Raw genomic sequence first — 12,246 nt, forward strand, 5'->3', positions numbered from 1 at the left:
GAACTTGGGCTCGGGCACCTTGACCGACAGCACGCAGCACAGGCCTTCGCGCATGTCGTCACCGGTGACCTCGACCTTGGCCTTCTTGGCGAAGTCGTTGTCGTCGATGTACTTGTTGATCACCCGCGTCATGGCCGCGCGCAGACCGGTGAGGTGGGTTCCACCATCGCGCTGCGGGATGTTGTTGGTGAAGCACAGCACCTGCTCGTTGTAGCCGCTGTTCCACTGCATCGCCACTTCCACACCGATGTTGGTGCCCTGGTCGCTCGCGCGGTCCCCCAGCGCGTGGAACACGTTGGGGTGCAGAACCGTCTTGCCCTTGTTGATGAAGTCGACAAAGCCCTTGACGCCGCCGGCGCCGGAGAAGTCGTCTTCCTTGCCGCTGCGCTCGTCCTTCAGGCGGATGCGCACACCGTTGTTCAGGAACGAGAGTTCGCGCAGTCGCTTGGACAGGATCTCGTAGTGGAAGTCGGCGTTCTCGCGGAAGATGTCGTAGTCGGGCAAAAAGTGCACTTCGGTGCCGCGCTTCTCGGTCGCACCGGTCACGCGCATGGGCGAGATCTCGATGCCGTTGGGCGTGGTCTCCAGCAGGCGGTTCTGCACGAAGCCGCGTGCAAATTCGATCTGGTGCACCTTGCCTTCGCGGCGCACGGTCAGGCGCAGCCACTGGCTCAGCGCGTTCACGCAGCTCACGCCCACGCCGTGCAGGCCGCCCGAGACCTTGTAGCTGTTCTGGTTGAACTTGCCGCCGGCGTGCAGTTCGGTGAGTGCGATCTCGGAGGCCGAGCGCTTGGGCTCGTGCTTGTCGTCCATCTTCACGCCGGTGGGAATGCCACGGCCGTTGTCGGTCACGCTGATGGAGTTGTCGCTGTGGATGGTCACCACGATGTCGTCGCAGTGGCCGGCCAGGGCTTCGTCGATGGAGTTGTCGACCACCTCGAACACCAGGTGGTGCAGGCCGGTGCCGTCGGACGTGTCGCCGATGTACATGCCGGGCCGCTTGCGCACGGCCTCCAGGCCTTCCAGGATCTGGATCGAGCCTTCGCCATACCCTTCACTGGCACCGACCTGGTGGGCGTCGATGGTGGGCTGGAAATTGGAGCTGTCGGCGTTGGCCGCACCGGTGTTGACGGATTCGGCGGGCTTGTTGGCTTCGGACATAGGGGACTTTTCTCAATCGCTAGAAAGGCCAAACCCGCTGGGCAGCGGGTCGGGCTTGGGGGAGAGTTGATCGCTCGGGATCAGATCCGCATCGGCATGACAACGTACTTGAAGGCGTTGTCGTCGGGGTTGGTCACCAGCGCCGAGCTGTTGCCATCGGACAGTTCGATGCGAACCATCTCCTGCGTCATGTTCTGCAGCGCGTCGATGAGATACGTGACGTTGAAGCCGATCTCGATCGTGTCGCCACCGTAGTCAATGTCGAGTTCGTCGACCGCTTCTTCCTGCTCGGCGTTGCTCGAGGCCACACGCAGCGCGCCGGGCTCGATGTTCAGGCGCACGCCCTTGAACTTCTCGCTCGTCATGATGGCGGTGCGCTGCAGCGAGGCCAGCAGCGGCACGCGGCCGAGCGTGACGATGTTCTTGTGGTTCTTCGGGATCACGCGGTTGTAGTCGGGGAACTTGCCCTCGACCAGCTTGGTGACGAACTCCATGCCGTCGAAGCTGAACTTGGCCTGGTTGGCGGCGAACTGCATCTCGATCGCGCCTTCCTTGTCGCTCAGCAGGCGCTGCAGTTCCAGCACCGTCTTGCGCGGCAGGATCACTTCTTGCTTGGGCACTTCCACGTCCAGCGTGGCGGAAGCAAAAGCCAGGCGGTGGCCGTCGGTGGCCACCAGGCTGAGCTGCTTGCCTTCAGCCACGAACAGGATGCCGTTCAAGTAATAACGGATGTCGTGCACCGCCATCGAGAAGGACACCTGGCCGAGCAGGCTCTTGAGCGTCTTTTGGGGCACTGAGAACACCGGGCCGAAGCTGGCGGACTCCTGCACCAGCGGAAAGTCTTCCGGCGGCATGCTTTGCAGCGTGAAGCGGCTCTTGCCACCCTTGAGGATGAGCTTGCCCGCGCTGGATTCCAGGCTCACGCTCTGGTCGCCGGGCATGGTGCGCAGGATGTCGATGAGCTTGCGCGCACCCAGCGTGGTGGCGAAGTTGCCGCTGTCGCCGTCGAGCTCGGCGGTGGTGCGGATCTGGATTTCCAGGTCACTGGTGGTCAGCTGCACCTGCGAGCCGGTCTTGCGAAGCAACACGTTGGCCAGGATGGGCAGGGTGTGGCGGCGTTCCACGATGCCGGCCACCGATTGCAGCGCGGCCAGAACCTTGTCCTGGGTCGATTTCAAAACGATCATGTCAGACTCTTTCGTCTCTGGTTGCTTGTGGTCCGGGGGTTGCCTCCCCGGCGGGCCCTGCGTTTGTCCGAGCCAAATCTTCGTTATTTTCGCTGTTTTGGAAGAGCGTCCGGCAAAACGCCTTTCGACTCAAAAACGGCTCTCCAACTTGGGCGCCGCGCCTCATCCCTTGAGCGTCTGTTCCAGCACGTGCAGCTGCTGGTTGAGCTCGGTGTTCTGCTGGCGTTCGGCGCCGATCTTGCGCACCGCGTGCAGCACCGTGGTGTGGTCGCGCCCGCCAAACAGCTCGCCGATCTCGGGCAGACTCTTCTGGGTCAGTTCCTTGGCGATGAACATGGCAATCTGGCGCGGGCGAGCAATGCTGGCCGGGCGCTTCTTGCTGTACATGTCGGCCACCTTGATCTTGTAGAAATCGGCCACGGTCTTCTGGATGTTCTCCACGCTGATCTGCCGGTTCTGGATCGACAGCAGGTCTTTCAACGCCTCGCGCGCCAGTGCGATCGAGATCTCTTTCTGGTTGAAGCGCGAATAGGCCAGGATCTTGCGCAGCGCGCCTTCGAGCTCACGCACGTTGGAGCGCACGTTCTTCGCCACGAAAAAGGCCACCTCTTCGGGCATGACGGCATTTTCCACCGCCGCCTTGTTGATCAGGATGGCCACGCGCATTTCCAGCTCGGGCGGCTCGATGGCCACCGTCAGGCCCGAATCGAAGCGCGAGACCAGGCGCTCATGAATGTCGGCCAGGCCCTTGGGATAGGTGTCGCTGGTCAGCACGATGTGGCTCTTCTTGGCCAGCAAGGCCTCGAACGCGTTGAAGAATTCTTCCTGCGTGCGCTCCTTGTTGGCAAAGAACTGCACGTCGTCGATCAGCAGCAGGTCCAGCGAGTGGTACCGCTCCTTGAACTCGTCAAAGGTTTTGCGCTGGTAAGCCTTGACCACATCCGACACAAACTGCTCGGCGTGGATGTAGAGAACCTTGGCCTGTGGACGATCGGCCAGCAGGTGGTTGCCGATGGCGTGCACCAGGTGGGTCTTGCCCAGGCCGACGCCGCCGTAGATGAACAGCGGGTTGTAGAGCTGACCCAAGCTGCCCGCCACGTGCATCGCGGCTGCGCGTGCCATGCGGTTGGCCGAGCCTTCCACCAGGGTGGAAAACGCCAGCGCCGGGTTCAGGCGCGTCTTCGGTCCGCTCGGTGCCGTCACCTCGGGGGGTGCGAGATCGGGCAGTTCGGCGAGGACCAACTCTTGCGCAGTCCGTGGCGCTGGTGACGTGCGGCTGGGGCCTTCGCGCGGAGCGAGCACCAACTCCAGCGCCACGGGAGCCCCCTGAATGGTTTCCAGCAAGGCGGTGATACGGGCGGCGTATTGGGTGCGGATCCAGTCCAGTTTGAAGCGGTTGGCCACCGATACGACCACCCGGGAAGCGTCGGGCGCCACGGTGGCGGAGAGGGGGCGGATCCAGGTGTTGAACTGTTGTTCCGGGATGTCCTGGGAGAGTCGGTCCATGCAGGACGACCACAGGGAGAGGGAGTCTGCGCTGCTGGAAGGCAGGGAAGCGCTGGGGGGAAGGCCCTCGATCATGCTGGGTGGCGATGTTGTTGTGGTTGTGGACAAATGACGCGAGGCCAGCCGACCATTGTAGGCGTGTGCGTGACTTATCCACAAGCCGGTCAGCGGGGCGCTCCGGCAAGTGCTCAGGGTGGTGTTCCTGAAGTGGATCGTCTGCATATAAGGCCAAGTGCTTGCCGCACCTGGGTTTTCTTTGCGATAATTGCGGGTTTTCCCGATTTGTAAGAGACCACCATGAAACGCACCTACCAGCCTTCCAAGATCCGTCGCGCCCGCACCCACGGCTTTCTCGTTCGCATGAAGACCCGTGGTGGCCGTGCTGTGATCAACGCCCGCCGCGCCAAAGGCCGCAAGCGTCTGGCTGTCTGAGTCGGCGCGTTGACTTGGCGCATGGTGTGCCGGTGTCCCTGTGCCCGGCCCGTCTGCCGCCAAATGCTGGCGGTTGTGCAGTGACCCAGCGCCTTCGGTCCCGCCAGCAGTTCCAGGCCGTCATGGCTGGAGCGCCCGTGGCCAAGACTCCCCACTTCGCCTTGCACCGAGCAGCGCTGGACGTTGACGTCGAGGGCAAGCCGTTGTTTCCCGTGGCCGATGCCTGGCTGGGTGTCCTGCTGCCCAAACGCTGGGCGAAACGTGCTGTCACGCGCAATGCGATCCGCCGCCAGATCTACGAAGTGGCTCGGCACCAGCCTGCCGCCTTGCCGCAGGCTGCCTGGGTGGTGCGCTTGCGCAGCGAATTCAGCCGCAAGCAGTTCGTCAGTGCCACGTCCGACGGGCTCAAACGCGCCGTGCGCCTGGAGCTCGAGCAGTTGTTGTCGCGTGCCATGTTGCCGAAAGCCGCCGCGTCCCGGGAGGTCCGCGATGTGGTCTGACTGGCCGCGCCAGGTGTTGGTGGGTCTCGTCAAAGGCTACCGGCTGCTCCTGAGCCCGTCGTTGGGCAACGGTTGCCGGTTTGAGCCTTCGTGTTCGGTGTACGCCATCGGCGCACTGGAGCAACACGGTGCCGCGGCTGGCACCTACCTCACGGTCGCGCGGCTGGTGCGCTGCCATCCCTGGTGCGAAGGTGGCTTCGATCCGGTGCCCGAGTCCCGGCCCGCCCTCTTTTCCCGTCTGATTTCACCCTCCTCAGCAAAGAAGAACGCGTCATGAATGACATCCGTCGGTCCATCCTGTGGGTGGTGTTTGGTTTGTCCATGGTCCTGATCTGGGACAAATGGCAGATCCACAACGGGCACAAGCCCACCTTTTTCCCCGGCTCGACGCAGGTGAGCGCACCTGCCTCCAAGCCGGTTCCCGCCGCCGACGCCAGCGTGCCCAACGCGGTTGCCGTGCCTTCGTCGGCCGCCACCGGCGCACCGGGTGAAGCCCCGGCTGGCGCACCCAGCCCGGTCGCCGCACGCCACGTGGTGACCACCGATGTGTTCAAGCTCGTCTTCAACACCGAGGGCGGATCGCTGATTGGCGCCGAGCTGCTCAAGCACGCCGAAGCCACGCAGCAAAGCAAGGACCAGAGCGAACAGCCGTTCACCTTGCTGACCCAGGGCGCCGACCGCATTTACGTGGCCCAGACCGGCCTGATCGGTGGCTCGTTCCCCACCCACAAGACGCCGATGAATCTGGTGACGTCCGAGACCGCGCTGGCCGATGGCCAGAACGAGTTGCAGGTGCGCTTCGAGTCGGCCGACGTGGGCGGCGTGAAGCTGGTCAAGACCTACACCCTCACGCGCGGCCACTACGACATCGCCGTGAAACACGAGGTGCAAAACCTCGGCACGCAGGCCGTAAGCCCGCAGCTCTACCTGCAACTGGTGCGCGACGGCAGCAAGCTCAGCAGCGAAACGCCGTTCTATTCCACCTTCACTGGCCCGGCCGTCTACACCAACGAGAAGAAGTACCAGAAAGTCGAGTTCGCCGACATCGAGAAGAAGAAGGAAGACCTGTACATCAAGTCCAGCACCGACGGCTATGTGGCGATGGTGCAGCACTACTTTGCCTCGGCCTGGCTGCTGGGCGACGGTGTGGCGCGCGACAACTTCGCCCGCAAGGTGGACGACAACCTGTTCGCTGTGGGCAGCATCACCAACCTGCCGGCCATCGAGCCCGGCCAGACGCAGAGCGTGCAAGCGCGGCTCTTCGTCGGTCCGCAAGAGGAAAAAGTGCTGGAGACGATTGCTCCAGGCCTGGAACTGGTGAAGGACTACGGCTGGCTGACCATCCTGGCCAAGCCGCTGTACTGGCTGCTGGAGAAGATCCACGGCTTCGTGGCCAACTGGGGTTGGTCCATCGTGCTGCTGGTGGTGCTGATCAAGGCCGCGTTCTACTGGCTCAACGCCAGCGCCTACCGCAGCATGGCGAAGATGAAGAAGATCAACCCCCGCATCATGGAAATGCGCGAGCGCCTCAAGGGCAACCCGCAGGGCATGCAGCAGGAAATGATGAAGATGTACCGGGAAGAAAAGGTCAACCCGCTGGGTGGCTGCTTCCCCATCCTGATTCAGATCCCTGTGTTCATCGCGCTCTACTGGGTGCTGCTCTCCAGCGTGGAAATGCGCAACGCGCCCTGGGCGGCCTGGATCACCGATCTGTCCTCGCCCGATCCGTACTTCATCCTCCCGCTGGTGATGGCCGTGACCACCATGATCCAGACCGCGCTCAACCCGCTGCCACCGGATCCGCTGCAGGCCAAGCTGATGTGGCTGATGCCGCTGATGTTCTCGGTGATGTTCTTCTTCTTCCCGTCCGGCCTGGTGCTGTACTGGATCACGAACAACGTGCTGACCATCGCGCAACAGTCCTTCATCAACAAGCGCATGGGTGTGCCGCTGAAGTTCAGCATGCCAAACTTCAAGGCATGACCCCCCTGCGCCGCTGACGCGGCTTCCCCCCTTGAAGGGGGGACGGCGTCTTGGGCCGGCGGAGCCGGACCCTTGACGCCCCTGGGATGGGGCACTTTGTTCCTCGCCGGGCCTGCTTCGCAGGCCCTCGCTGTTTCTGGGCTTGGCCCTTTATGCTCGCTCACCATGCTCGCAGCCTCTCGTGATCCCATCGTTGCCATTGCCACCGCGCCCGGTCGGGGTGGGGTGGGCATTGTTCGGGTGTCGGGACGGGGACTGGAGTCGTTCGTGCTGGCTTTGCTGGGGCGGGTTTTGAAGCCACGAGAGGCGACCTATTTGCCATTCGCCGATGCGGCGGGTCAGCCGATCGACCATGGCCTGGCCTTGTGGTTTCCGGGCCCACATTCCTACACCGGTGAAGACGTGCTCGAGCTGCAGGGTCACGGCGGGCCGGTGGTGCTGCAGTTGCTGCTCGCGCGTTGCCTTGAGGTGTCGCGCGATACCTTGCCCGCGCTGCGCACGGCGCGTCCCGGTGAATTCACCGAGCGCGCCTTCCTCAACGACAAGCTCGATCTGGCGCAGGCCGAGGCCGTGGCCGACCTGATCGATGCCAGCACCGAGGCGGCGGCACGCAGCGCGTCACGCTCGCTCGCCGGGGTGTTCTCCGGGCGCATTCATAGCCTGCGCGACGCGTTGGTGAACCTGCGCATGCTGGTCGAGGCCACGCTGGATTTCCCCGAAGAGGACATCGACTTTCTGCAAAAAGCCGACGCTGCGGGGCAGCTGCGGCGGCTGCGTGAGGCGCTGGCGGGCGTGCAGGCGCAGGCCCGGCAGGGCGCGCTGTTGCGCGACGGTCTGCAGGTGGTGATCGCGGGTCAACCCAATGCGGGCAAGAGCTCGCTGCTCAATGCGCTCGCCGGCGCCGAGCTCGCCATCGTCACGCCCGTGGCGGGCACCACGCGCGATGTGGTGCAGCAGACGATCCAGATCGAGGGCGTGCCGCTGCATGTGGTCGACACCGCCGGCCTGCGCGACAGTCCCGATGTGGACGAGGTGGAGAAGATCGGCATCGAGCGCGCCTGGGGCCAGATCCGCGAGGCTGACGTGGTGCTGTTCCTGCACGACCTGACCCGCACCGAGACGGTCGTCTACCAAAGCGCCGATGCCGTGATTGCCGCCAGCCTGGCCCAGGCCGTGCCGACAGGCGTGCCCGTGCTGCACGTGTGGAACAAGCTCGACCAGAGCCCCTCCACGCGCGCCGACATGCAGGGTGGTCTGGCCATTTCAGCCAAGCAGGGTGAGGGCCTGGAAGCCTTGCGCCAGCGCCTGCTGGCGCTGGCGGGCTGGCAGCAACCGGGCGACGGCCTGTTCATGGCGCGCGCGCGCCACCTGCAGGCACTGCAGCGCGTCGATGAACACCTGCTGGTGGCTGATGCTTTGCTCGCGGCGCAGGCTGAGCATCTGGACCTGCTGGCCGAAGAGTTGCGCCTGGCCCAGCAAGCGCTCGGTGAGATCACCGGCGAGTTCACCGCCGACGATTTGCTGGGCGAAATCTTTTCGCGTTTCTGCATCGGAAAGTAGGCCGGCGGCACCGCCCGGAACGCTGCGAACGCCGCTGGGCGGCACAGTTGTAAGCACGGGTAATTACAGCTTGCGTGGTGGTGTGGGCCGCGGGTATCTTGACGTGATGCATGTCACACCTCCGACATCGTTGCGCTTCGATATCAACGGCCTGGCCCAGTCCATGCGGCACAGCAGCGCGCTGGACGCAGTGCCTCTGAACCTCACCGACAGCCAGTGGCCGTTGCTGGCGAACTACCTGCAACCCGTGGCTTTGCAGCAAGGTCAGGTGCTGATCGAGCAGGGGGTGAAGGACCGCACGGTGTATTTCGTCGAGAGCGGCACGCTGACCGTGCACTACGAAGACGACAAGGAGCGCGTGCGCATCGCGGTGGTGGGCTCGGGCTCACTGCTGGGTGAAGGCGCGTTCTTCAGCCACCTCCCGCGCAGCGCCACGGTGCACGCCGGCAGCGACTGCCGCCTCTGGTGCATGACGCCGCTGCGATTTCGCGAGCTCTCCATCCGCCATCCCGAGATTGCCCTGGAACTGACGGTGTCCATGTCCGCCGTGCTGGCTCGGCGCATGTACAACAAGCCCAAGCGGGTGGCAGTCACCTGATGACCACGGGGCATGCGTTTGTGAAGCTTGGGCAGGACAGCGCCGGATTCATGTCCCAATTCAGACCACTTCAGTACCACGCCTTGTGCATACTTTGACCATGTCCTTCATGAGCTGGCTCCATGCCAAGAAAACCAACGCATCGGGCAAGGGCCGGCTGGCGCGCGCGCGCAAGTCGTTTGGCCAGACCACGTTGCCGCTGATCTCGCCGCGCAAGGGTCGTCGCATCCTGCGGCGCGAACAATTGTTCGGCGTGGTCCGCGAATCGCTCATCCGCGCGGGCGTGCTCTCCACCAGCTATGAGTTCAAGGTGCTCACGCTGGACGCCAACGGCGACTGTTTCCTCGTGCTGGTCGACCTGGCACTGCCTGCCGAAGGCATGCCCGACGAGTACCTGCTGGAGATTGAAAACTGGATCCAGCAAAGCGCCAAGGCTCGCCACGGCATGCTCGTGCGCTCGGTGTACTGGCGCCGCCGTGCGGCTCACGACCAAGTCGGTGTGGCGTTGCGCGCGGCTGTTTCCGCCCAGACCCGGCGGGATGCCGAGATGTTCAATCCCACCGCCATTCCCAAGCCCAACATCCAGTCGTCGCGCACGCCGATGCAGGCCTTGGGTGCCGACGAGGTGGATGCGTTTCGAGCCGTGCTTCAGAGCGCCGCCAAACCGGCGTATACCTCACCCGACGAAGCGAAACTGCCCGTTCCCGAATCGCACAGCGACTTCGCGGCGCTCAGCGACACGCAGCATGGCAAACTCTGACCGGGCCGTGATCGGGGCTCAGTGCCCGGCAAAGTCGACCAGCGTGAACAGCGCCAGACCGGATTCCCGCAGCTTCTGCGAGCCGCCGAGTTCGGGCAGGTCGACGATGGCAGCACCTTCCATCACCTCGGCACCCAGCTTCTCCAGCAGACGCCGCCCGGCCATCATGGTGCCACCGGTGGCAATCAGGTCGTCAATGAGCACCACCTTGTCGCCGGACTTCACCGCGTCGGTGTGCAGCTCCACCGTGGCGCTCCCGTATTCCAGTTCGTAGGTTTCTTCGACCGTGGTGAAGGGCAGCTTGCCCTTCTTGCGGATGGGAACGAAGCCCACACCCAACGCGTACGCTAGCACCGATCCGATGATGAACCCCCGCGCGTCGAGGCCGGCCACCACGGTGGGCTTGAGGGCCGGGTCCATGTAGCGGTGCACGAAAGCGTCGATCAGCACACGAAACACCTTCGGGTCTTGCAGCAGCGGCGTGATGTCGCGGAACTGCACGCCGGGCGCGGGCCAGTCGGGCACCGTGCGGATGTGGGCTTTGAGGAAGGCTGAGATGTCCATCGGAGTGGAGGCTTGAGGGAGGCGCCCATTATTGACCGGGGCCAAAAAAAACCCCGGCACGAAGGCCGGGGTGGGAGACCATGGCCTCCCGATCAGGCCATGGGTTTGAACTGGTAACCGTTGCCGGATGCCTCCAGCGTGCCGAGGGCCGGGAACGGGAAGTGGAAACCGCCCATGGCCATCTTGTCCTTCACCAGCGTGTCGAAGATGCGGCGACGCGTCTGGCGGGCCATCTCGGCATCCATGTCGAACGCCACGGCCCAGTCGGGGCTGCGTGCGAACAGGGAGGGCACATTGGTCACATCGGCGGTGTACATGAACGACTGTCCTTCAGAACGCACCGTGAACACGGCCATGCCCGGTGTGTGGCCGAAGGCGGCCGACGACTGGATGCCCGGGGCCAGTTCGGCGCCGGGTTCGAAGCGCACCAGGCGGTCGGCCGGGATTTTGCCGAGCACGCGGCGCGCGTTCTGGAAACCGCCCTGGGCGGCGGGTGGCGCGGCGGCCATCTTGGCTTCATCCATCCAGAAAGCCATCTCCGGATTGGGCACGTGCACCTTGGCCTTGGGGAACATCGGCGAGCCGTCCTTCTTGACCAAGCCGTTGATGTGGTCGCCGTGGAAGTGGCTGATGATGACGTGGTCGATGTCTTCCGGCTTGTAGCCTGCAGCAGCCATGTTGGCCGCCAGGCGACCGGTGGTGGGTGGTCCGTTGTCAGCGAAGCCGGTGTCGATCAGGAACCTGGTGTTGCCACTCACGATGAGGTAGGGGGTGAACGGGATGTCCACGTAGTCGGGGGAGAGCTTCTGCGACGCCAGCATGGCCTTGACCTGCTCCAGCGGCGCGTTGCGCACGAACTCTTCACCCAGTGGACGGCGCAGGGCACCATCGTTGATCGCGATGATCTCCATCGCGCCCAGCTTCATCTTGCGAAAGCCCGGTTCCGGCAGCGTTGGCGCGCCGAAGTTGGGGGTGTTTTGCGAGAACACGGACGAGAACGTCAGTGCGGAAGCGCCGGCCACGCCAGCGCCCAGGAACAAACGGCGATCCATCATCTAAAGCTCTCCGGGTGGTGAAAGAACGTGAGCATACATACCGACTGGTCGCATGTCGCACCTATCGTTCTTAATGCCTACTTGATGGTCGGGAATTTCCACAAACCCGAACCCATGGTGCTTCAGCCCGACAGCAACTTGTCTTCAGCCAGCGCGAGGGCCGGCGCTTTGCCGCTGATCACCAGCGTGTCGCCACCCTGCAGCACGGTGTCGTCGGTCAGTGGCGCGGGCATGCCGCTGGCGTGGCGCAAGCTCACCACCCGCACGCCCACCGCGTGCAGGGCCAGGCTCTCCAGCGTCTTGCCCACGGTGCGCCCGGCCGGCGGCAATGTGACCGTGTTGAGTCGCTCGTGGTCGAGCTCGTCGGCGCCGTCGTCGTCGGCACCGTGAAAGTAGCCTTTCAACAGGTTGTAGCGAGCGTCGCGCTGGTCCTGCACCACACGGATCACGCGGCGCATGGGCACACCGACCAGCGCCAGGGCATGGCTGGCCAGCATCAGGCTGGCTTCGATGGCTTCGGGCACCACCTCGGTGGCACCGGCCGCGCGCAGTTTTTCCAGGTCCACGTCGTCCACCGTGCGCACCACCACCGGCACATTCACCGCTTGCACGTGCGTGTGGCGCAACACCTTGAGCGCACTGGGCGTGTCCAGATACGTGATGACCACGGCGCTGGCGCGGTGCAGACCGGCCGCCATGAGCGCCTGCAGCCTGGCCGCGTCGCCAAACACCACCGAGTGGCCAGCGGCCGCGGCCTGACGGACGCGGTCCGGGTCGAGGTCAAGCGCCATGTAGGGAATGCTTTCGGCTTCGAGCAGACGCGCGAGGTTTTGCCCGCAGCGGCCGTAGCCACAAATGATCACGTGCTTGTCGGCATTGATGGCTTTGCGCGCGATGCTGGTCATCTGCACCGACTGCATCAGCCAGTCGCTGCCCACCA

Annotated in this window: 13 protein-coding genes; 7 read left to right on the forward strand and 6 right to left on the reverse strand. The window is 64.2% G+C overall.

The window, feature by feature from the left end; genetic code table 11:
• The 3 genes from IV113_RS22565 to dnaA form a co-directional block, all read right to left on the reverse strand.
• On the reverse strand, positions 1-1,161 hold a 1,161-nt coding region (locus IV113_RS22565), incomplete at its 3' end, for an ATP-binding protein (protein WP_291089897.1).
• Between the two features lie 80 nt (positions 1,162-1,241).
• Positions 1,242-2,348 carry a DNA polymerase III subunit beta gene (gene dnaN, locus IV113_RS22570; protein ID WP_056270743.1) on the reverse strand — a complete coding sequence of 369 codons (1,107 nt, stop codon included), beginning with the start codon at positions 2,346-2,348 and terminating at the stop codon, positions 1,242-1,244.
• A 162-nt stretch (positions 2,349-2,510) separates the two neighbouring features.
• Positions 2,511-3,854 carry a chromosomal replication initiator protein DnaA gene (dnaA, locus tag IV113_RS22575; RefSeq protein ID WP_291089903.1) on the reverse strand — a complete coding sequence of 448 codons (1,344 nt, stop codon included), beginning with the start codon at positions 3,852-3,854 and terminating at the stop codon, positions 2,511-2,513.
• A gap of 297 nt (positions 3,855-4,151) precedes the next feature.
• Between dnaA and rpmH the strand changes: the two genes are divergently transcribed.
• From rpmH to IV113_RS22610, 7 genes are all read left to right on the forward strand, one after another.
• A complete protein-coding gene (gene rpmH / locus IV113_RS22580) occupies positions 4,152-4,286 on the forward strand; it encodes a 50S ribosomal protein L34 (RefSeq protein ID WP_006299042.1) in 135 nt (44 codons plus the stop codon).
• A gap of 80 nt (positions 4,287-4,366) precedes the next feature.
• Entirely contained in the window at positions 4,367-4,786 is a 420-nt protein-coding gene (locus tag IV113_RS22585; protein ID WP_291089906.1) for a ribonuclease P protein component, read from the forward strand.
• On the forward strand, positions 4,776-5,063 hold the full coding sequence (yidD, locus tag IV113_RS22590) for a membrane protein insertion efficiency factor YidD (RefSeq protein ID WP_291089909.1): 288 nt from the start codon (positions 4,776-4,778) through the stop codon (positions 5,061-5,063). The genes IV113_RS22585 and yidD overlap by 11 nt, the downstream gene beginning before the upstream one ends.
• Entirely contained in the window at positions 5,060-6,769 is a 1,710-nt protein-coding gene (gene yidC, locus IV113_RS22595; RefSeq protein ID WP_291089912.1) for a membrane protein insertase YidC, read from the forward strand. The genes yidD and yidC overlap by 4 nt, the downstream gene beginning before the upstream one ends.
• Before the next feature lie 165 nt (positions 6,770-6,934).
• Positions 6,935-8,329 (forward strand): tRNA uridine-5-carboxymethylaminomethyl(34) synthesis GTPase MnmE, encoded by a 1,395-nt coding sequence (gene mnmE, locus IV113_RS22600; protein ID WP_291089916.1) that lies wholly within the window; start codon positions 6,935-6,937, stop codon positions 8,327-8,329.
• 106 nt (positions 8,330-8,435) lie between these two features.
• Complete coding sequence (locus IV113_RS22605) at positions 8,436-8,927, forward strand: cyclic nucleotide-binding domain-containing protein (RefSeq protein WP_291089919.1); 492 nt, start codon at positions 8,436-8,438, stop codon at positions 8,925-8,927.
• A gap of 109 nt (positions 8,928-9,036) precedes the next feature.
• Positions 9,037-9,687: a hypothetical protein gene (locus IV113_RS22610; RefSeq protein WP_291089921.1), complete on the forward strand. Its 651-nt coding sequence runs from the start codon at positions 9,037-9,039 to the stop codon at positions 9,685-9,687.
• 18 nt (positions 9,688-9,705) lie between these two features.
• On the opposite strand, the gene IV113_RS22615 is transcribed toward IV113_RS22610, so the two are convergent.
• The 3 genes from IV113_RS22615 to IV113_RS22625 form a co-directional block, all read right to left on the reverse strand.
• Positions 9,706-10,251 carry an adenine phosphoribosyltransferase gene (locus tag IV113_RS22615; RefSeq protein WP_291089923.1) on the reverse strand — a complete coding sequence of 182 codons (546 nt, stop codon included), beginning with the start codon at positions 10,249-10,251 and terminating at the stop codon, positions 9,706-9,708.
• Between the two features lie 92 nt (positions 10,252-10,343).
• Complete coding sequence (locus tag IV113_RS22620) at positions 10,344-11,306, reverse strand: MBL fold metallo-hydrolase (protein ID WP_291089926.1); 963 nt, start codon at positions 11,304-11,306, stop codon at positions 10,344-10,346.
• A 122-nt stretch (positions 11,307-11,428) separates the two neighbouring features.
• Positions 11,429-12,246 (reverse strand): NAD-binding protein (locus tag IV113_RS22625; RefSeq protein ID WP_291089929.1); only part of this gene is annotated, 818 nt, incomplete at its 5' end.

The organism is Hydrogenophaga sp., from assembly GCF_018780385.1.
In the GTDB taxonomy this organism is placed as follows: domain Bacteria; phylum Pseudomonadota; class Gammaproteobacteria; order Burkholderiales; family Burkholderiaceae_C; genus Hydrogenophaga.